This window comes from Aliiroseovarius sp. D2-2, assembly GCF_055809455.1.
The window spans coordinates 424,446-444,888 of sequence record NZ_CM147913.1 but is presented as its reverse complement, the minus strand read 5'-3'; the positions used below and the strand labels follow the sequence as shown (position 1 = coordinate 444,888).

General features: G+C 54.5%; 12 protein-coding genes and 7 pseudogenes. 4 read left to right on the top strand and 15 right to left on the bottom strand.

Annotated elements, in window-relative coordinates:
• Window positions 1-2 precede the first annotated feature (2 nt).
• The 12 genes and pseudogenes from AC0L6A_RS02160 to mutM form a co-directional block, all read right to left on the bottom strand.
• Window positions 3-953: an ABC transporter permease gene (locus AC0L6A_RS02160; RefSeq protein WP_473291903.1), complete on the bottom strand. Its 951-nt coding sequence runs from the start codon at window positions 951-953 to the stop codon at window positions 3-5.
• Entirely contained in the window at window positions 950-1,930 is a 981-nt protein-coding gene (locus AC0L6A_RS02155; protein WP_473291902.1) for an ABC transporter permease, read from the bottom strand. Before AC0L6A_RS02155 ends, AC0L6A_RS02160 begins: the two co-directional genes overlap by 4 nt.
• A gap of 142 nt (window positions 1,931-2,072) precedes the next feature.
• A pseudogene (locus AC0L6A_RS02150) lies at window positions 2,073-3,630 on the bottom strand (ABC transporter substrate-binding protein).
• Between the two features lie 153 nt (window positions 3,631-3,783).
• A pseudogene (gyrB, locus tag AC0L6A_RS02145) lies at window positions 3,784-6,204 on the bottom strand (DNA topoisomerase (ATP-hydrolyzing) subunit B).
• 168 nt (window positions 6,205-6,372) lie between these two features.
• Window positions 6,373-6,993 (bottom strand): LysE family translocator, encoded by a 621-nt coding sequence (locus AC0L6A_RS02140; protein WP_473291901.1) that lies wholly within the window; start codon window positions 6,991-6,993, stop codon window positions 6,373-6,375.
• Window positions 6,990-7,406, bottom strand: coding sequence for a VOC family protein (locus tag AC0L6A_RS02135; RefSeq protein ID WP_473291900.1), 417 nt, complete (start codon window positions 7,404-7,406; stop codon window positions 6,990-6,992). The genes AC0L6A_RS02140 and AC0L6A_RS02135 overlap by 4 nt, the downstream gene beginning before the upstream one ends.
• A pseudogene (gene recF, locus AC0L6A_RS02130) lies at window positions 7,403-8,517 on the bottom strand (DNA replication/repair protein RecF). The gene AC0L6A_RS02135 and the pseudogene recF overlap by 4 nt, the downstream one beginning before the upstream one ends.
• Window positions 8,518-8,553: 36 nt before the next feature.
• Window positions 8,554-9,687 (bottom strand): annotated as a pseudogene (gene dnaN, locus AC0L6A_RS02125) (DNA polymerase III subunit beta).
• Window positions 9,688-9,824: 137 nt separating this feature from the next.
• Window positions 9,825-11,190: pseudogene (dnaA, locus tag AC0L6A_RS02120) on the bottom strand (chromosomal replication initiator protein DnaA).
• Between the two features lie 610 nt (window positions 11,191-11,800).
• On the bottom strand, window positions 11,801-12,064 hold the full coding sequence (gene rpsT / locus AC0L6A_RS02115) for a 30S ribosomal protein S20 (protein WP_473291899.1): 264 nt from the start codon (window positions 12,062-12,064) through the stop codon (window positions 11,801-11,803).
• 157 nt (window positions 12,065-12,221) lie between these two features.
• A pseudogene (locus AC0L6A_RS02110) lies at window positions 12,222-12,999 on the bottom strand (enoyl-CoA hydratase).
• Window positions 13,000-13,064: 65 nt separating this feature from the next.
• Complete coding sequence (gene mutM, locus AC0L6A_RS02105) at window positions 13,065-13,916, bottom strand: bifunctional DNA-formamidopyrimidine glycosylase/DNA-(apurinic or apyrimidinic site) lyase (protein WP_473291898.1); 852 nt, start codon at window positions 13,914-13,916, stop codon at window positions 13,065-13,067.
• A 74-nt stretch (window positions 13,917-13,990) separates the two neighbouring features.
• Here mutM and ubiE point away from each other — a divergent pair, with 74 nt between their 5' ends.
• Together ubiE and ubiB are read left to right on the top strand one after the other, a co-directional pair.
• Window positions 13,991-14,743: a bifunctional demethylmenaquinone methyltransferase/2-methoxy-6-polyprenyl-1,4-benzoquinol methylase UbiE gene (gene ubiE, locus AC0L6A_RS02100; RefSeq protein ID WP_473291897.1), complete on the top strand. Its 753-nt coding sequence runs from the start codon at window positions 13,991-13,993 to the stop codon at window positions 14,741-14,743.
• Between the two features lies 1 nt (window position 14,744).
• A pseudogene (gene ubiB, locus AC0L6A_RS02095) lies at window positions 14,745-16,275 on the top strand (2-polyprenylphenol 6-hydroxylase).
• On the opposite strand, the gene AC0L6A_RS02090 reads toward ubiB, so the two are convergent.
• The 3 genes from AC0L6A_RS02090 to AC0L6A_RS02080 are packed head-to-tail and all read right to left on the bottom strand — an operon-like array spanning window position 16,261 to window position 19,507.
• Entirely contained in the window at window positions 16,261-17,172 is a 912-nt protein-coding gene (locus AC0L6A_RS02090) for a phosphotransferase (RefSeq protein WP_473291895.1), read from the bottom strand. The pseudogene ubiB and the gene AC0L6A_RS02090 sit on opposite strands and share 15 nt — an antisense overlap.
• A 36-nt stretch (window positions 17,173-17,208) precedes the next feature.
• On the bottom strand, window positions 17,209-17,889 hold the full coding sequence (locus AC0L6A_RS02085) for a flagellar hook capping FlgD N-terminal domain-containing protein (RefSeq protein ID WP_473291894.1): 681 nt from the start codon (window positions 17,887-17,889) through the stop codon (window positions 17,209-17,211).
• Between the two features lie 10 nt (window positions 17,890-17,899).
• Window positions 17,900-19,507, bottom strand: a complete 1,608-nt coding sequence (locus AC0L6A_RS02080; RefSeq protein WP_473291892.1) for a flagellar hook-length control protein FliK — start codon at window positions 19,505-19,507, stop codon at window positions 17,900-17,902.
• Between the two features lie 117 nt (window positions 19,508-19,624).
• Between AC0L6A_RS02080 and AC0L6A_RS02075 the strand changes: the two genes are divergently transcribed.
• Together AC0L6A_RS02075 and AC0L6A_RS02070 are read left to right on the top strand one after the other, a co-directional pair.
• Complete coding sequence (locus tag AC0L6A_RS02075; protein WP_473291890.1) at window positions 19,625-19,924, top strand: rod-binding protein; 300 nt, start codon at window positions 19,625-19,627, stop codon at window positions 19,922-19,924.
• A complete protein-coding gene (locus AC0L6A_RS02070) occupies window positions 19,911-20,246 on the top strand; it encodes a hypothetical protein (RefSeq protein ID WP_473291889.1) in 336 nt (111 codons plus the stop codon). The genes AC0L6A_RS02075 and AC0L6A_RS02070 overlap by 14 nt, the downstream gene beginning before the upstream one ends.
• Window positions 20,247-20,443: the final 197 nt, after the last annotated feature.

Genomic DNA, 20,443 nt, shown 5'->3' with positions numbered 1-20,443 from the left:
CGTCACCCCTTGTAAAGTTTCGGATTCAGGACGTCGCGCATCCAGTCACCCAGCAAATTGATAACAAGGACCAACACCACAAGTACAATTCCGGGAATGGCAGTGATCCACCAGCTGCCCGAGAAGATGTAGTCAAAGCCCGATGAAATAAGCGACCCAAGCGATGGTTGGCTGGGCGGCATGCCAAGTCCAAGGAAGCTTAACGACGCCTCAGAGATAATGGCGTTGGCCACCTGTACGGTTGAAATCACGAAGATCGGCGAAAGCGAGTTCGGCAAGATGTGGCGCACCATGATCCGTCCCGGACCGAAGCCCAGCACGCGGGCACTGTCCACGTATTCTTTCTTTTTCTCTGCCAGAACGGTCGCACGAACTGTCCGCGCATATTGCGGCCACTCTGCCACGCCGATCACGGCGATCAGGAAGTAAACCGCGTATCGGTTGAAGGTCTCGGACCCAAACATAGCCTGCGTGATCGCCAAAAAGATAATCGCAACCATCAAGGTCGAAAAGCTTAGCTGAATATCAGCCAGACGCATCAGAAGGCTGTCGACCCGTCCGCCTACATAGCCTGCGATCAGACCAATGGAAATCCCAAGGAAGGCTTGCAAAGCCACGGCGCAGATACCGATCAAAAGCGACAGACGCGTGCCGTAGAGGATCGTCGACCACAGGTCACGACCCTGATCGTCTGTACCCAAAGCGAAATCAGGCAACGCCCCTGAAACCCAGAACGGAGGATACTCTGAGTTCATGATGTCGATGGACCCCGGATCATACGGATCAAAGGGTGCGATCAACGGCGCGAAGAAAGCAGCCCCCGCGATAAGTAGGAAGATCACCATGCTGACAATCGCCACCGGGTTTTTGCGGAAGCTGTAACCCATGTTCGAGTTCCAGACCTTAGACCAACGCGACGGTTCGGTGCGGGGGTTCACGGTTTCAGTGCTCATGCGCCCATCCTCGCGATGTTCACGGTCGGGTTCACCAGGCCGTAGATCAGGTCAACAACTGTGTTGGTGACGACGAAGATAAAGCCCACGACGATAAGGTAGGCCACAATCAAAGGCGTATCGACGCGGTTAACAGCCTCAAGGAACATGAAGCCCATGCCGGGCCATTGGAACACTGTCTCGGTCAGGATGGTGTAGGCCACCATGGTTCCGATTTGCACGCCACCGACGGTGATAACAGGCAAAAGCGTATTTTTCAGCGCGTGTAGGAAATAGATACGGCGCGGGCTGATGCCCTTAGCCTTGGCGTATTTCACATACTCCGATTGAAGAACTTCCATCATCTCCGAGCGGATCAATCGCACAAAAAGTGGCAGCATGATCGACGCAAGGGCGAATGAAGGTAGAATGATATGCATCCAGCCATCTGCTGTTGCAAAGTTGGTTTCCCAATATCCGAAGACAGGCACAGTGTCACCACGCCCATAGGATGGGAACCAGCCATATTCGACTGAGAATACATAGATCATCATAATCGCAGTCAGGAAAACTGGGATTGAGATCCCAATAATCGACAACCCCATGATCAAGCGGCTTAGGATCGAATCCGGCTTAATGGCTGTATAGACACCAAGCGGTACGGAAAGCCCGACAATGATAAGGGTTGCACCCAGCACAAGCTCTAGCGTGGCGGGCAGTTTCTTTAGGATCACGTCCAGCGCTGGTTCCTTGAAGAAATAGGATGTGCCCAGATCGCCCTGAAGCGCGTTGCCCGCAAAGCGCAGGTACTGAGTCATGAAGCTATCGTTCAGCCCCAATTCGTCCCGCAATTGCTGGCGCGTTTCTTCAGATACAGATTGTCCGACCAGCTCGCGTAGAGGGTCGCCCAGATTTCCCTGGATGGCAAAGCCGATCACCGAGATGACAAACATCACTGCAATCGCCTGGAATACTCGCTTTACGAGATAGGCAAACATCGTATTGACCTTTGTAGACGTGTCTTATTTTGCGCGCTGCCTGATGTCAGGTGGCTGGCTGGTCTGCAAGACCAATGCGATCCGTGCGTGCAAGTAAATAAATCCGGGCCGACACTAGGTAGCCGGCCCGGGGAGGATCCCATTACTTGACGACAAGGTCGCCGAAGTAGGGGAAGTTCAATGCGTTGACGATGTCAGCCGAGTTCATGTTCGACTTCGATCCCCAAGCAAGGTTCTGCCAGTGCAGCGGGATGAACGCAGCTTCTTCGTACAGGATACCTTCCAGCTTCTTCAGCTGATCGGCACGCTTGGCCATATCGGTTTCGCTGTTCGACGCATTCATCAGATCATCCGCCATCGAGTTACAGTAAGCACCCGAGTTGTACTGACCGTTACCGGTTGCTTCATCCGGACAAGCCGACAGGAACTGGTGGAAGTTTGCAAAATCTTCGGTATCTGCGTGCCAGCCAATCATCATCATGTCAGCCGCACGTTCATCAAACGCGGGCCAGTATTGCGCTTTCGGCATGGTTTGCAGGTCAACCTTGATATTGATCTGTGCCAGCATCGACGCAACAGCTTGTGCGATCTTGTCGTCGTTCACATACCGGTTGTTTGGCGCCATCATGGTGATCGAGAAGCCATCGGCATAACCAGCTTCAGCCATCAAAGCTTTCGCTTTTTCAAGATCGAAACGCGGTGCCAGAGCCGGATCCGTGACCCAGATAACCAGCCGGCGATGCTTGTCCACCCACGGTACCAAAGCCACGCATGATGCGATCAACGATACCTGCGTTGTTCACAGCATAGTCGATTGCCAGACGCACTTTCGGGTCTTTCAGGGCTTCGACGCGGTTCTGGTTCATCTGGAAGGTGATGATACGCGTACCAGGCATCGTGATCAGGTCAACACCGTCAGCGTCGCCTACACGTTTAAGATCGGTCGGCGGTACCGGTGCGATGAAGTCAACATCACCCGACAGAAGCGCGGCCACACGGGTCGGGTCTTCTTTAATCGGTGTCAGGATGATCTTGTCGACATTACCTGCGGTTTCAGTGTCCCAGTAACCGTCGAAACGATCAAAGACCACTTTCACACCTTGTTCACGCTCGGATACAACGAACGGGCCTGTGCCCGAGATGTTGCGCGATGCAAAGCTGTCACCGTGCTTAACGATTTCCGACTTGTCTTTGCCGTCATCGGTGGTGCCGGTGTAATACGCGCTGTCCATCGGGAAGATGTACGTCGCAGTATGCAGCACAAGCGGATAAGGCTCGGACGTTTTCAGGTCGAATGTCATGTCGTCAACGATTTCAACATCGGTGAACTGAGCGAAAATGCCTTTAAAGTCATCACTGGCTTTCAGACGATCGAAAGTCCAGTCAACGTCTTTTGCGGTCAGCATGTTGCCTGAATGGAATTTTACACCGCTCTTCAGCTTGAAGCGCATGGTGGTGTCGTCAATCTGTTCCCAGCTTTCAGCCAGACGGGCTTCGAACTGCAGATCTTTGGTCCAGCGGACCAGCGGGTCAAAGACCATATGCGACAGCTGAAGCGTACCGCCAGACAGCTGCTCATGTGGGTCCATCGAGACCGGGTCGGCGTCATAAGCTACGCGTACGGTGGTTTCGGCATAAGCTGCCGATGCCAACGTCGCCACTGCGGCGGCCGCCGCAAGGCTACGGACAATCTTTGTCATGGATTTACTCCCCTGTTGGTTGTGTCCGAAACGCTAGTCTCAGGTCCTCAGGGGCGCAAATGCCTATATCGTATGAGGTATGCAAAGGGCGCATGACGCCCTTGCAGGCAACATCGGCTCCACCCTAGAAATGGTGGAACCGATTGTAATCTATCAGAAATCTAAATTCTCTACAGACAAGGCATTCTGCTGAATAAACTCACGACGGGGTTCAACCACGTCACCCATAAGCTTGGTAAAGAGGTCATCCGCTTCGGCCAGATCGTCGACCTTAACCTGCAACAACGTGCGCGCTTCGTGGTCCAAGGTCGTTTCCCAAAGCTGATCCGGGTTCATTTCGCCCAGACCTTTGTATCGCTGCAATGTCAGACCTTTTTCGCCCTCAGCCAGAACAGCCTGCAACAGGTCGATCGGCCCTTGGATCAGGATCTCACGCTCTTTGCGCGACAAATGCGAGCTGTCACGATAGATATCACGGGTTTCTTTTGAAACCTCTGACAAACGCCGCGCTTCGCCTGAGAACGAAGCACCGCACCGTCCAGTGTGCGAATCTCCTCAACGCCGCGCAGTACGCGGGCAAGGCGAATACCGTGATCTTGCGTGATCCGGCCCTGCCAGCCGCGTTCATATTCAACGGCAACTTTATCCAAACGCGCCGCCACATCATCTGCTACACGCTGCAAATCTGAATCCGCACGACCCGGATCAAATGCGCCAGCAAGGGCGGCTTGCTCCAGAATGTTGCGTGGGTAATGCGTCGGAAAGGCATCCAGAATACGCTTGAAATTTCGCGCACCATCAACGATCCGCGTCAGATCAGCACCCGCAATTTCTTCGCCATTGGTCAGACGCAGCACAGTCCCGTCGATCCCCTGATTAATCAGGTAATCCTCAAGACCTGCCTGATCTTTCACATAGACCTCGGATTTGCCGCGCGCCACTTTGTAAAGCGGGGGTTGCGCAATATAAAGATACCCGCCCTCGATCAGCTCTGGCATCTGACGGAAGAAGAATGTCAGCAAGCAAAGTCCGAATATGCGCACCATCCACGTCCGCATCTGTCATGATGATGACTTTGTGATAGCGCAACTTTTCGATGTTGAATTCATCCCGACCAATGCCGGTGCCCAATGCGGTGATCAGCGTACCGATCTCTTGGCTGGACAGCATGCGATCAAACCGGGCTCGCTCGACGTTCAGGATCTTACCGCGCAGCGGTAGGACCGCCTGATCATGGCGCGAACGCCCTTGCTTCGCGGAACCACCAGCCGAGTCACCCTCGACAAGGAATATTTCACGTTTGGCAGGATCTTTTTCCTGACAATCTGCCAACTTCCCAGGCAGCGATGCCACGTCCAACGACGACTTCTTACGCGTCATTTCACGCGCCTTACGTGCCGCTTCACGGGCCAGTGCAGCTTCGACAATCTTGCCGGCGATCATGCGCGCAATTTGAGGGTTCTCGTCAAACCACTCCTGCAGCTTTTCGTTCATCAGGCCTTCGACCGCTGGACGTACTTCCGACGACACCAGCTTGTCTTTGGTCTGAGAGCTGAACTTCGGATCCGGCACTTTCACAGACAGAACACAGGTCAATCCTTCACGTGCATCGTCGCCCGTGAAGTTCACCTTTTCCTTCTTCGCAAGACCGGAGGAGTTGGCATAAAGGTTCAATGTCCGCGTTAACGCACCCCGGAATCCAGCCAAATGCGCGCCGCCGTCGCGTTGCGGAATGTTGTTGGTAAAGGGCAGCACATTTTCGTGGTAGCCATCATTCCACCACATCGCAACCTCAACTCCGATCCCGTCTTTTTCACCGGTGACAAAAATCGGCTCTTCCATCAAAGGAGTCTTGGAGCGATCGAGGTACTTTACGAATTCTTTAACGCCGCCTTCATAGTGCAATTCTGAACGCAGATTTTCGATGGGGCGTTCATCCTCGATAACGATGCGCACACCTGAGTTCAGGAAACTCAGTTCGCGCAGGCGGTTCTCAAGCGTTTTGAACTGGTAATCGAGGTTCGAAAACGTATCGGTCGACGCCATAAAGCGCACTTCGGTCCCGGTACGATCGCCACACTCGCCGACAACTTCCAAATGTTTCGCGGTCTCGCCGCGCTCAAAGCGGGCAACATGTTCCTTACCATTGCGCCAAATGCGAAGCTCCAGCCAATCTGACAAGGCGTTCACAACAGAAACGCCCACACCGTGCAGACCGCCCGACACCTTATAGGAATTGCTGTCGAACTTACCGCCAGCGTGCAGCTGGGTCATGATGACCTCAGCCGCAGAAACGCCTTCTTCGGGGTGAGTGTCCACAGGAATACCACGGCCATTGTCTGACACGGAAACCGAGCTGTCAGCGTAAATCGTGACGGTCACAGCATCTGCGTGACCGGCCAAAACCTCGTCGATGCCGTTGTCCACGACCTCGTAAACCATGTGATGCAGGCCCGACCCGTCATCGGTATCACCGATATACATACCTGGGCGCTTTCGCACTGCTTCCAAGCCTTTGAGAACCTTAATGGATTCAGCGCCATATTCGGCACTGCTCTGCGCGTCATCAGCCATGTGGGACTTCCTGTTATTCGTTCCCGAAAATATAGTGTTTTACGAGAGGATTGTCACGCCGAACACACAATATTTAGCGGTTTTCGCGCGATGTTTTTCCTGAAGCGTATCAAGACTAACTTGACCAGCGGATCTGACTCGAAACTCCCGCTATATTGAGGGGACGCATTAGATGAAAAGGATCGCGATGCCGACCAGTACCAACAGCGCTCCGGCAGCGTAGTTCATCCTCTTCAAAGCGTGCTCAGAAGACAGCAAGGCACGTGCGCGATCCACGAAAAACGCCAGTATCAGGTTTCCCACCAACGGCACGACGAATGACGCCAATGCAATCGCCAGAATGTCAGGTCCCGTGAGTGCTGCCAGATCGAAGAAGCCCGGCAAGACCCCCATATAGAAAAGGATGGCTTTGGGGTTGGACAGGATGACGATCAAACCAGCTACAAAACCCGCCAACATGCCTGGTCGCGTCAAACGGCTGTCGCCAGTCACTTTATGCCCGGCTGACCGAATTATGGTCACGCCCAGCCACAAAAAAAATAGCGCGGCGACGATGCGAAGAGCGAACATGCCGCCCTCAACACTCGACGCCAACCAACCCATGCCCAGCGCTGCCAGAACGGACCAAAAGATGTCACCTACAGCGACACCTAACGTCAACGGCCACGCCTGCCTGAAACCACCGGCCAGCACACGTGCGACCAATGCCACCCATACGGGCCCCGGCGTTAAGAAGAGAATGAACAAGCCAAAGATGTAGAACCCAAGCTCAGATGCCGTGATGGTCATTTCAGATGACCATCCTCATCCAGCTCCCAATATGGGTTCATTGCGTATTCCCAGACATGGCCATCAGGATCTGCGAAGTAGCCCGAATACCCACCCCAGAAGATCTTCTCGGGCCGCGTTACAACCGTGCCACCAGCGGCAATCGCAGCGTCAAAGGCTACGTCCACATCCGCCTCGGTTGGAAAGTTCTGGCCCAGTGTCATGGCACCCGTACCAAGCGCCTCAACCGGGCGCTTCATATCCTCGGCCAGCCCTTCGAGCGTATAGAACCCGAATTTCATGCCGTTCATGTCGTAGAAAGCTACCTTGTCCAGCACGCTGGATGGCTCCCAGCCGATGGCATTGTAAAACGCAACCGCCCGCTCCAAATCCTTTACGCCCAAAGTGATTAGCGTCACACGATTGGTTTTCATGGCTGCACCTCATGCACTTCTGAAATTCCGTTGGTATCTTTGACTTCAAAATGAGCGGCACGTGCGCCCAATTCTTCAAATAGCTCCGGACCAGTGCCCGTCATAAATGCCTGTGCCCCCAGCGCACAGATCTCATCATAAAGCGCGGCACGGCGGCTTGAGTCCAAATGGGCAGCAACTTCGTCCAGCAGAAAGATGGGCGGCGCACCAAAATCGCGCGCCAAGGCCCGCCCGTTGGCAAGGATCAGCGACACCAGAAGTGCCTTCTGTTCACCCGTAGAACAATCACGCGCAGCCACACCCTTCGCCGCATAAACAGCCGCCAGATCAGACCGATGCGGCCCCACAAGCGTACGCCCTGCCAGCAAATCACGGGGACGGCTTTCCGCAAATGACTCTGCCAAGGCGTCCTGCTCTTCAGGCAGAACTGCACCTTCTGGCTAAATCAAAGAAAGCTCTGCTGCGGGAAAGGCGGTTTCGGCCTCGGCCTGAGCCTCTAACAGCTGCTCTACCGCCCGCTTCCTGTTGGCTATGATTGCAACACCGGCCTGCGCCATTTGCGTTTCCAAAGCCGCATACCAGTGCCCGTCCCGCTGCCCGTCCTTCAAAAGCCGATTGCGTTCTCGCATGGCCTTTTCATAAGTCAGGACCGCATCTGCGTGACCCGGCTCGAAGCTCATGGTCATGCGATCCAGAAAACGCCGACGCCCCTCAGCACCTTCAACCCACAACCGATCCATAACCGGCACAAGCCACACAATGCGCGCGATGCGCCCCAAAACCACTTGTGCGGCGGCCCGGCCTTATCGTCAATTCGAACTTGTCGGGACGCGCCTGCTTCAAGCCACGTCTCAACCTCGTGCGTTTGATGCAGACTTTGCAGCACAGCCGAGATTTTCCAACCGACAGCCTCGGGTTTACGGATCATTTCATCCAACGCAGCACGTCGCAGTCCGCGCCCCGGCGAGAGCATCGAAATAGCCTCAAGAATGTTTGTCTTACCGGCCCCGTTCTGCCCATGCAGCACAACAGGCCGCCCATCCAATGACAGGCGTACAAGTTTGTGGCTGCGAAAATGGCTGAGTGTCAGCTCGCGAAGGGCGAGTGTCATCGCGCCCTCCCTTTTAGCGTTTCAATGCGTGACAGGTCACACACGCATGGGCATGACGACGTAAACGGCGCTGGTGTCATTGCCTTCACGCATCAAAGTCGGATCGCCTGACGAATTGAACATGAAGACCGCGTTTTCACGATCAACTTGGCTGGCAATCTCCAACAAGTATTTCGCGTTGAACCCAATCTCCAACCGCTCGTCGTTGTAAGCCACCCACGGCCAGCTCTTCCTCGGCGGCGCCAGCATCGGGTGCGTTCACCGACAGAATTAGACGATCTTCGTCCAACTGCAACTTCACGGCGCGCGAACGCTCGCTCGAAACCGTGGCAACACGATCCACAGCTTGTGCAAATTGGGTCGCATCGACTTCCAGCTTACGGGTGTTGCCCGAAGGAATGACGCGCGTGTAGTCGGGGAAGGTTCCGTCGATCACTTTCGACGTCAACGTGATTGCTGGCGTTGCAAAGCGAGTCTTTGGTTTCCGAAACCGATACGGCAATTTCTGCTTCATCATCGTCCAGAAGCTTGCGCAGCTCGCCCACAGTTTTGCGCGGAACAATCACACCGGGCATATCTTCAGCACCAGAAGGCAGATCCGCATCAATACGCGCCAGACGGTGACCATCCGTGGCCACACACCGCAAAACCTTACCACCATCCAATTCTGAAACGTGCATGTAGACGCCGTTCAGATAGTAACGTGTTTCTTCGGTTGAGATCGCAAATTTGGATTTATCGAACAGATCGAACAGACGACGCAGAACCGGTGCAGGAGCAGCAAAATTCGCCGAGTATTCGGAACTTGCCATGACCGGGAAGTCTTCTTTCGGCAACGTGGCAAGCGAAAAGCTGGATCGGCCAGCTTCGACACTCAAGCGCCCAGTCGCACCATCGTCGGTCAGTTGGACAAGAGCACCATCCGGCAGCTTGCGCACAATCTCGTGCAGGGTCACAGCAGAAACTGTGGTGGCACCTGCGCGTTCAACCATGGCGTCGGTCTTATCGACAACTTCGATATCCAGATTCTGTGGCACGGAAGGAAACGCTGTTGCCTTCGGCTTCGATCAGCACATTTGCAAGGATTGGAATGGTGTTCCGGCGTTCAACAACTGATTGCGCCTGTGCCACGGCCTTTAGAAGCGCGCCGCGTTCGATACTGATCTTCATGTCCCACTCCTGACAGATACCGGGGCGGAGACCATATCAGGTTCACCGCCCGGCTCAATTCTTTTATCGGAATGTCCGCTTCTTTCGTGGGCGGGTCAAGGCTTTAAGCCCCCTAAAACTGCCAATTCAGGGTTGCATCATGCCTCAAGTGCGCGACGCAGCAATTCCAGATCTTCTGCGATCTGATCGTCAATGACCTTCAGCTCGTCGATCCGCTTCACACCATGCATGACCGTTGTGTGGTCACGCCCGCCGAAACGGCGACCAATTTCTGGCAGCGACCGCGACGTCATATGCTTGGCCAGATACATCGCCACCTGACGCGGACGGGCAATCGTGCGCACACGCTTGGGACCAATCCAGATCTGACAGACGGATGTTGTAATGCTCGGACACTTTGCGCTGGATTTCTTCGACCGTGACCTTGCGATCCGAGGCCCGAAGGATATCGCCCAAGCAGTCCTGAGCCAGTTCCAGTGTGATTTCGCGACCGACCAATGAGGCAAAGGCGAACAGACGCATAAGAGCGCCTTCTAGAACGCGCACATTTGTCGAAATCCGGTGTGCGAGATACTCCAACACACCATCCGCAATCACCAACCCCTTGTACTGTTCACGGTAGGAGGTGACCTTGTTTTGCAGCACGCCCAGTCGCAGCTCATAGTCGGTCGGGTGTAGATCAACGACCAACCCACATTGCAGGCGGCTTTTGATCCGATCTTCAAGATCCTTGATTTCCCCTGGCGCGCGATCGGCCGAGATGATGATCTGCTTGTTCTGGTCCACAAGGGCGTTGAACGTGTGGAAGAACTCTTCCTGCGTGCTGTCTTTTCCGGCGATGAACTGAACATCGTCCACCATCAGAACATCAACCGAACGGAAAATCTGTTTGAAGTCGATCATCTGCTTTTCACGGATCGCTTGTACGAAACGGTACATGAACTGTTCTGCCGACAGATAAACCACACGCAGGTCGGGCTGACGGGTCTTCATCTCATGCGCGATAGCGTGCATCAGGTGGGTTTTGCCCAGACCAACGCCGCCATAAAGAAACAGAGGGTTAAACGTAACCGGACCACCTTCTGCCACACGACGGGCAGCCGCATGGGCCAATTCGTTCGGCTTGCCAACAACAAAACTATCAAACGTAAAACGCTTATCCAACGGCGCGCCGGGCAGCTCACCTTGGTCTGGCTTGGCAGCGCTTGCAGTGGGTGCGGTCGCCGCTTCGCCTTGCTGTGCAACAGGGCGGGGCTTTGCTTTCTCGGGTACTGTGAATTCAAGACGCGCAACCTTGACGCCTTCGCTGTTCATATGGCGCATAATTTGATCGCCAAAGCTTTGATTAACCCAGTTGCCAAAGAAGTTAGTCGGAACCAGAAAGCGCGCAATACCGCCATCCAATTCAGCAAATTCCAAGGGTTCGATCCAGCTGGTGTAATTATTCTGTCCCACCGCTTTTTGCAGCTTGTTGCGGACCTTGCCCCATTCTTCGTTCGTCATTTTACCTCGACCCAGCGTTTTATAGTTTCAGACTGTTCGGCGACAGTCTTTCACAGGCACTAATATCCAATTCACATGGCGCACGTGCAGCGCACCCTTCCATCGCGACGCACCTGACACGCAGCCCGCAGTAGGCTTGCTTACCTTGAACGCCGCGCCAATGAGGATGCTCCACCACATGACAACCCATGCTGGCGAAGTGTCCTTTTGGACGTTCGGAACCTGACTGTTTGCTCAACCGCCTTTGCAGGCAAAGCGGCTTGATGCATGTCACCGAACCGCCTTCAATCAAGCGGGTGACACGCATTGGAATTCGACCCCCCAAAGAATCAAATCCTAATGTGGCAAAAGGGGTTTTCCCCTTATAGTTCGTGGGTTTAGCCCACGTTTGTCTGATAGTCCCAAGTCGGCGAAGTGAATCGCTGAGGGCAAGCTAGCAATCCGTCTGCGATGCGCGCAACAGAACTTCACACTTGACTCAGAGTTTAGTGAAACGAATCCCGTAAGCCGTCTGCAAAATCAAAATTCTCGGCTGACTTAGCAAAAAGAGCGTGCCCATTTGGACACGCTCTTTTTTTGTTTTCGATCGCAGTTTAGTCGCGAAACTGAATCAGCCCAGAGCCTTCACACGAGCTGACAGACGCGAGACTTTACGCGATGCGGTGTTCTTGTGGTAAACGCCTTTGGTAACGCCGCGCATCAGCTCGGGCTGGGCAGCTTTCAAAGCAGCAGCGGCAGCGTCTTTGTCACCCGACTCAAGCGCTTCTTCAACGGCGCGAAGATAGGTACGGATGCGCGAACGGCGGGCTTTGTTTACGGCGAAACGACGCTCGTTCTGACGGGCGCGTTTTTTAGCTTGGGGCGAATTTGCCATGTGTCTGATCCCTCTTTCGGGTGTGTTACGTTGTCTAAGCTGCGCGTGCAGCACCCGACCGGGTTCAGAACCGGTGATTCTGGCCTAAGCGGGCCTCACGCGCATGGATGGGCTGCCATCTACGGCATTTGCGCCGTAAAGGGAAGCCCAAATTGATTTACTTGTCGCGGAACTGTGGTTCGCGTTTCTCGGCGAAGGCAGCCATGCCTTCTTTTTGATCTTCCGTCGCGAAAAGCGAATGGAACAAGCGGCGCTCGAACAAAATGCCTTCGGTCAGGGGCAGCTGCTCAGCACGGTTTACAGCTTCTTTGATCGCCATGACGGTAATCATCGATTTCTCGGCAATCTTGGTTGCAGCAGACATGGCTTCGTCCATCAGCTTCTTGGCAGGCACCACGCGGCTTACCAGCCCCGAACGTTCTGCCTCTTCGGCGTCCATGAAGCGACCCGTCAGGTTCATGTCCATCGACTTTGCGCGCCCAACCAGTTTGGTCAAACGTTGCGAGCCGCCCATACCGGCCATCACGCCCAAGTTAACTTCGGGCTGCCCGAATTTCGCCGTGTCAGATGCAATGATGAAATCGCACATCATAGCCAATTCGCACCCGCCGCCCAGCGCGTAGCCAGACACGGCTGCGATGATCGGCTTGCGAATGCGCATGATCGCATCTTCTTCCGGGGTGAACAGATCACTGGTGAACACGTCGACAAAGCTTTTCTCGGCCATCATCTTGATGTCGGCGCCAGCGGCAAACGCTTTTTCGGATACCGGTGATCACGATGCAACGCACTTTGTCATTGGCCTGCGCATCCGCCAATGCTTCACCAAGCTCAGCAAGAAGCTCCAAGTTCAAGGCATTCAACGCGTCAGGCCGGTTTAGTTTAACCAGAGTAACGTGATCTTCGGTTTCGACGATGATGTTTTTATAGGCCATGGTTCCCCTGCCTTTGTCGCGAGTGGTTGGAGCGGAGTCCTAGCACGCCGGTCCGGTGGATCAAGCTATCTTTGGCATTGCGCACAATAGAAAGTCGAGCGTCCAGACTGCACGATTCGCCGGATTTCGCCCTCGCAGCCCGAATTGACGCAACGTTCCCCCTCGCGCCCGTAAACACGGAAACTGTGTTGAAAATAACCAAGATCGCCATCAGCTTGACGATAATCCTTTAACGAAGAACCGCCGCTTTCGATCGCCTCGGACAGCACGTCACGAATGATCGGAACCAGACCGGCAATTCGATCCTCAGAAATGCGTCCCGCCTTGCGCGTTGGGTGGATTCCGGCCCGGAATAGCACTTCGCAAACGTAAATGTTGCCCAACCCGGCGATGATTCCCTGATCCAGAAGGGCCGTTTTGATAGGCATGTTCTTTCCCTCAAACGCTTTAATCAGATACTCGGCATCAAACCGATTTCCCAACGGCTCTGGCCCCAGAACACGGATCAGCTTGTGATCTTCAAGCTCCGGCGTGGCGCATAGGTCCATCGCCCCAAACCGTCTGGGATCGTTGAACGTCACTCGTGCGCCATTCTCAAGATCGAACACGACGTGATCGTGTTTTTCGGGCGCAGGGTGATCATGATGCAGCTTCCCCAACTTGTGGCCCGAGATCAGAATGCGCCCAGACATGCCCAAGTGAATGATCAAGGTCTCGTTGCTATCCAAGTCCAACAGTAGGTATTTCGATCGCCTTCCCAATCTATCGACGCGCGCACCGGTTAGCCTTTCAGCCATTCGTTCAGGAAACGGCCAGCGCAGCCCATCACGTCGTGTTTCAGCCTGCACAATGCGCGCACCTTCCATCACAGGTAACAATCCGCGACGTACTGTCTCGACTTCAGGTAATTCGGGCATGTTGAAAGCCTCTCCATTGTGCGTCCCTTACTGTCGCGATATGAGGGATCAACCGCAAGAAGCGAGTATGCCCAATGAGCACGTCAGACAACCGCACCACGCATTTCGGGTTTAAGACCGTGGATGAAGACGACAAGGCCGGAATGGTCCACGGCGTCTTTACCAATGTGGCATCGAAATATGACATCATGAACGACGTCATGTCCGTGGGCATCCACCGCGTTTGGAAAGATGCGATGATGGATTGGCTGACCCCGCGCGACGGGCAGCGTCTGTTGGATGTTGCTGGTGGCACTGGCGATATCTCATTCCGGTTTTTGGGTCGCGCCCCGGGGGCTGAAGCCGTCGTTCTGGATATGACCGAAAGCATGCTGGTCGAAGGCCGCAAACGCGCCGAGGCCTCGCACCTTGCTAACCATCTGGACTGGGTCGTTGGCGACGCTATGGCGCTTCCCTTTGAAGACAACAGCTTTGATCGCTACACAATCAGCTTCGGCATTCGCAACGTGACCCGCATTCCGGATGCTCTGAAAGAAGCCTTCCGTGTGCTGAAGCCCGGGGGTCGCCTGATGGTGCTGGAATTCAGTCAGCTGCCTGATGACGGCATGCAGAAGCTTTATGATCTCTATTCCTTCAACGTCATTCCCAAGATGGGGCAGCTCATTGCGGGCGATGCGGACAGCTATCAGTATCTGGTCGAATCGATCCGAAAATTCCCTGATCAAGACACGTTTGCCCAAATGATCAGCGATGCCGGGTTTGAAAATGTGAAATATCGCAACCTGTCGCTGGGTATCGCAGCGCTGCATTCCGGGTGGAAAATCTAAGATGCGTGGACCCCACAATATTTGGCGTCTGATCCGGACAGGAGCGACCTTTCAACGAACCGGTGCGATGGGCGTGGTTCTGGATGCCCTGAATGCTCCGCCTGCTTTGCGCATCGCCGCACGGGTGATCGGTTTTCCGTTTGCTTGGTTGGGTAAGAAGGGTGACACGTCGCTGCCGCCCGTAACACGCGCGATCACCGCGTTAGGACCGGCATATATTAAGTTTGGACAGTATCCTTTCGACACGTCCTGACGTTGTTGGACCAGAGCTTTCTGATCAACTGCAATACCTGCAAGACAAGCTTCCTCCGTTCGAACAGGCAATCGCCCGGCGGATGGTTGAAAAAGAGCTTAGCATCTCGATCGATCAGACATTCTCGGAGTTTTCTGAGCCGGTTGCAGCCGCTTCAATCGCTCAGGTCCATAAGGCCCGTCTGGCCGAAACCGGAGAAGCAGTGGCCGTCAAGGTTCTGCGCCCCGGTATTGAACGCGCTTTCCGTACTGACATTGACGCCTTCCATTTTTCAGCCCGCGTGATCGAATGGCTGTTGCCATCCACGCGCCGCCTGCGCCCCACAGATGTGGTGGAGCATTTCGAAAGCGTCGTGATGGGAGAGCTGGATTTGCGCTTGGAAAGCGCATCAGCCAGCGAGTTTGCTGAAAACACAGCGCGGGACGAAGGCTTTGTCGTTCCCGAGGTGAACTGGGGTCTATCCGGCCGCACCGTAATGACCCTTGGTTGGGGCGAGGGTATTGCCGCAAACAACCTTGATGCCATCCGCGCATCCGGGCTGGATATGCATCGGCTAGGCGAACGCGTGCTGCAGCTTTTTCTCTCGCATGCCCTTCGTGACGGGCTGTTTCACGGGGATATGCATCAGGGCAACCTGAAATTTGCACCTAACGGGGACATCATCGCCCTGGATTTTGGGATCATGGGACGTATCGACGAATACACCCGCCGTGTCTACGCCGAGATCCTATATGGCTTCATCACCCGTAACTATCGTCGCGTGGCCGAAGTGCATTTCGAAGCTGGCTACGTGCCTGCCGACCGTGACGTCGAAGAATTCGCACGCGCGCTGCGCGCAGTGGGTGAGCCGATTTTCGGCATGAACGCCACTCAAATCTCGATGGGCCGCCTTTTGGCGTATCTGTTTGAGGTGACCGAAAAATTCGGCATGGAAACGCGAACCGAGCTTATCTTGCTTCAGCGCACGATGGTTGTGGTCGAAGGGGTCGCTCGATCGCTAAGCCCGGACATCAACATCTGGCAAGTGGCCCGTCCGGTGGTCGAAAGCTACATCTCGAACTCAATCGGGCCGAAAGCCCTGCTGCAAGATCTGGTTCACACGGCACGGGTCCTGGCCCGCTTCGGCCCGCGTTTACCAGAATTGGCCGAGGCTGCATTGATCCGCCAATCCGAGGTGCCCGTGGAAAGTGACCGGGCACGGCCAATACGCGCGATGAGCTATGTCGCACTAGGGAGTGGAATTGCACTTGCGGCGGTCTGGATTTCAACCCTGCTCTAGGGCGCGGCGCTCTAGTTCTGCAACTTCACGATAGGCGGCGTCACCATGCGACGCTTTCCAATCGCAGTAACAAGCCATGCGCCAATGAAATAGTGGCGCAAGAACCCTGTAGCGCTCCACCCCGACTGCATCACCACCAGATGTCACATACGCTGCCAGAAAGCAGCTTTGCTGCTCATCCGTCAGCGGTTGATTCCCGTATAGAACTTGCATTGCTGGCGACAAGAAAACTGCGATATCCGCAGCTGGATCGCCCACCACCGGACATTGCCAGTCGATCAGTCGCAAGCCATCAGCAGTCGCAACAATGTTTCCCGGGACAATATCGCCATGTAAAAACCTTCTGGTTGGATCTGGCAAAGAGCCATCAATCGCCGGTGGGGTCGTCAGCGCAACCCCTGCGGCGTGCGACATGGCCCGTGTTTCAGCGATCAGCGACACTGGGGACGTCATCATTTCGGGCAACCCAGATGGCGCTTCAAGACCATGAAGACGCGCCATCAACGCAGCTACATCTTCAACTTCGCCGGTCCACGGCCCGCCATCTAGATGTTGGTAAAGGACGCTCGCCCCCAGCGCGCTGTCCAGAAAAGCCACAAGTTTCGGGGCGATATCCTCACCTTCCAGATGCCTCAAAACCAACGCTTCGCGTGCGCCTTCGTTGGCAAAAAGCGGAGTGGCCGCGGTGCCGTCAAAAAGCTTGCATACAAGGTCATACGGCATGTCATCCGACACAACGTGCCATACTGGATTGCTACGTCCACCCAATAGCCGCGACCACTTGGCGTTCTGCGGCACATGCCCTTCATCCTGCCAAATCAGGGAAAGCGCTTGTTGCAGCGCAATGTCATCATGCCGAAGGGACAGGTCGGTTATGTTACTCTCGTGCGGCCTCATGCAGGGTGTATAACCCGTGCTGCGCGCGACGAAAACTCATTCGGCGGCCTCACGCAATGCAGAAACGGCATCAGCGGTCACGCGTTCACCGCTTTCCAACACCAACCACAATTGCCCACCATCGTTTTGCGTTTCGACAATGCGCCCATAGCTTTCCACGGGATCTGTTGAAAGGTGCAACCCGTTGCTGCGGCTTGTCAGCTCGAACGAATAGACGCCATTGGGAAAGCTATTTCCGTATTCATCTACTCCGTCCCACTCCATAGGATCTGTGGAAATCGGAACTGATTTGCTTTCAACAATCAATCCTTCGGCGTTTTTGACCACAAGAATGGCTTCATCTGCCGCGGCGACAGGGTTCGGAGACAAGGTTATTGGCGAGCCATCAAACTGAACCGGGGCAGCCACGCGGGCCTCTTTTCCTACCCAATCAGCGATATCCGACATGCCCATCAGACCAAGCTGAACACCCATGTTTTTCAACAGGTCATTGGTGCGCACCTGTTGTTCAACTCCTGAGAATGTCGCCAGTTGCACGGCATAGTCAGAGGATTCGATAGGGTTAAGCGGATCTTGGTTTTCCATCTGTGCTGTCAGCATCACCAGAAACGTCTCAAAATCGGAAGACACCAAAGGACCGTCCGACGCTGAGGCCTGAGCATAATCCGCTGGTGCCGCTGTCAGCGCGGCGGGCATTGCCGTTGGGTTCACGTTCATAGTTGGCTCCTTATATTCGGATATCGACGCCTAAAGCCCCGTCACCCTGAACCACAATTGGAACAGCGCCATCCGGAGCTGGCGAAGAACTGGATTTCTGGGAACTGCGATCGTTTTGCGGCGTGCCTTCATCCGAAGAGGTGTCGGACCCATCACCAGATGTCTGCTGCTGGAAGGTAAAACTGACATCCGAGACGCCAAATGCCTTCATGTCTTGCGCCAGTTGATCAATGTGTCGCCGCATAAGATCTAGGGTATCAGGCCGCTCGAAACTTAAAGTTACATGCATACTGGACCCGTCAGATTGGAACGACATTCGAAGTCGCCCAAGCTCCTCGGGGCTTAGCGTCAACTCTACTGGGCGATCAGGATTTTGACGCAGCACCTCTGCAATCTGCACCGAAATACCACGGGGAAGGTCTGGAATGCGCGGGTTCAAAGCTGCTTTGGAATCGTTTGGACCCGTTGATATCTGCTCCACCACCCTCAACGATGCCTCTTCCTGGATGTCACTGTCGGCGAACACGTCCAAGGGTTGCGCCAAGGAAAAAGCGGCCTTTGGGTGTTCGGGAGTCGTCTCGGGCATCCGCGCTTCTGCCGTCATGCTTGGCCCGGCAGCACCAAGTGCCGTCGTGGATGGCTGTGTGTTAGTTTCGTATTCCATGCCTCCAGCTTCCGGCTTGGCATTTCTTGTCGAACGATTCTGCAAGTCCGTCACGGCCGTGTTTGCAGGCATTGGCCGAGCGCCTTCTGCATTGCGCGCAACTGGTTCCGCCTGAGCATTTTGCACGATGTCAGAGGCTTGGACCGGAACTTGTGCTCTTACCCCACCCTTTTCAGCTGGAATCGGGACATTCTCGGTACGTGGTCGCGCCAACTCGACTTTGGGAACAGATTCTGGGGGCTGCGCACGCGATACCGTTTCCGTTTGGTTGCTCATGATTCCGGTCATCCGCCCCGACTCAGGTCGAGGCTGCGTATCGCGAACAGGTGTTTGTTGTGCCTCCTGCTTTCCTTCGCCAACGATCGGTTCAGCCTTAACAAATGAACCAGCTTCTTTCACCTCTGAGCGTACCAAGTCCTTCGATTCATTCACTAGGTCTTGAGTTGGAATTGTTGGTGCCGCTGACATAACAGATCTCTGCGCTTTCGATGTGTCAGCACCCGCATTGGAAGCCGGGAGTTCATTTGAAACCCCGCGAGTTTCGGTTTGGAATTGCGGTACGGTTTGAGAAGGAACCGCTTCCTTGGATATTTTCGATATTTCCGATGGAAAACTTCCCTTCGCGTCGCGACGCTCATCTATCGCACGTACGCTTCCCAGCACGGTAGCTTCTGCACCATTCCAGCCTTCACGCTCTGGTACAAAGCCTTCTAAGATTTTGTCTGACCCCCCTTCAAACTGAATGCCACGATTGGTTGGATCAACGTCGTTCAAATCCAACGCAGTCAACCCAGCCTTTACGTCCGTTGTGGCTTGCATCGCAGACGCAAAAAACACCGTATCAAAGGGCGCAACAGCTTCTATCGGCACGGCACTCAGATCCGGAACTGGTGCGGGCTGAGTGTCATTTTCTTTGGTGCCCAAGGAAAGGGATGGATTTAGAGCAAATTGCATTCTTACTTTCGGGTTTTCTACCGCCGTTGGGAAAAGAATTGCAGAAGGGAATTACCAAATCTTTACCGCTGATCTGGATACTCTGAAAAACTGTCACCAATTTGAAAGGTCAGAGTAATGGAGCCAGTCCTTGGAACTCCTTCCCCCGCATCGCCGCATAGTGGGCTGCAAAAATCAGACACGGATCAAGCGCTTTGGGACGCCGCAAAAGAGCTGGAAGCGAGCTTCCTGTCAGAGATGCTTAAAGCCGCGGGCGTCGGCGAAACGCCCAGCAGCTTTGGTGGTGGAATTGGTGAAGATCAGTTCGCCTCTTTCCTTCGGCAGGAACAGGCAATGGGCATGGTGAATAGCGGTGGAATCGGCTTGGCCCAATCCCTTTTCGAAGCACTGAAGGAGCAATCGAATGACGCAATTTAATACCCTAATCAAATTATTAGAGGACGAACGCCAACTTCTTCAGAACGGTGATCTGAAGGCTCTGCCAGCCCTGTCCGAAGCGAAAGGCGACGCTATCCAAAATTTGGATCGAATGAGCCTTAGCCCAGCACAATTGGAACAACTTCAGTCGCAGACCGCACGAAACCAAAGATTGTTGGCTGCGGCGGCAAACGGAATCCGAGCCGCACAGAAACGGATCGAGGGGATTCGCAATCCGGGCCAAGGGATCAGAACCTATTCGCGAACCGGACAATCAAAAAGCATTGCCCGCACCTCAACCAACTTCGAAAAGCGCGCCTGACCTTCCAAGTTTAGTTCAACTTGTAGGCATCATGGCCTCGCGGATTCAGTTTTCATTTAGGGTTTTCATCGCAGGTTTGTCACGCATCCAAACGGATGGCGCAACCGATCCAGTCGGTTTGCAAATGTCAGAAGGCAAACGTTCCCTCAACCAGATTGGGGGTCATGAAATCAGGCGCAAAGCGCCCTAGACTGAAG

Bases quoted from the DNA above. Each gene is read 5' to 3' on its own strand.
- AC0L6A_RS02160 (WP_473291903.1), bottom strand. From the start codon at position 953: ATGAGCACTGAAACCGTGAACCCCCGCACCGAACCGTCGCGTTGGTCT.
- AC0L6A_RS02155 (WP_473291902.1), bottom strand. From the start codon at position 1,930: ATGTTTGCCTATCTCGTAAAGCGAGTATTCCAGGCGATTGCAGTGATG.
- AC0L6A_RS02140 (WP_473291901.1), bottom strand. From the start codon at position 6,993: ATGACCATCACGGCATCTGAGCTTGGGTTCTACATCTTTGGCTTGTTC.
- AC0L6A_RS02135 (WP_473291900.1), bottom strand. From the start codon at position 7,406: ATGAAAACCAATCGTGTGACGCTAATCACTTTGGGCGTAAAGGATTTG.
- rpsT (WP_473291899.1), bottom strand. From the start codon at position 12,064: ATGGCAAATTCGCCCCAAGCTAAAAAACGCGCCCGTCAGAACGAGCGT.
- mutM (WP_473291898.1), bottom strand. From the start codon at position 13,916: ATGCCCGAATTACCTGAAGTCGAGACAGTACGTCGCGGATTGTTACCT.
- ubiE (WP_473291897.1), top strand. From the start codon at position 13,991: ATGAGCACGTCAGACAACCGCACCACGCATTTCGGGTTTAAGACCGTG.
- AC0L6A_RS02090 (WP_473291895.1), bottom strand. From the start codon at position 17,172: ATGAGGCCGCACGAGAGTAACATAACCGACCTGTCCCTTCGGCATGAT.
- AC0L6A_RS02085 (WP_473291894.1), bottom strand. From the start codon at position 17,889: ATGAACGTGAACCCAACGGCAATGCCCGCCGCGCTGACAGCGGCACCA.
- AC0L6A_RS02080 (WP_473291892.1), bottom strand. From the start codon at position 19,507: ATGCAATTTGCTCTAAATCCATCCCTTTCCTTGGGCACCAAAGAAAAT.
- AC0L6A_RS02075 (WP_473291890.1), top strand. From the start codon at position 19,625: ATGGAGCCAGTCCTTGGAACTCCTTCCCCCGCATCGCCGCATAGTGGG.
- AC0L6A_RS02070 (WP_473291889.1), top strand. From the start codon at position 19,911: ATGACGCAATTTAATACCCTAATCAAATTATTAGAGGACGAACGCCAA.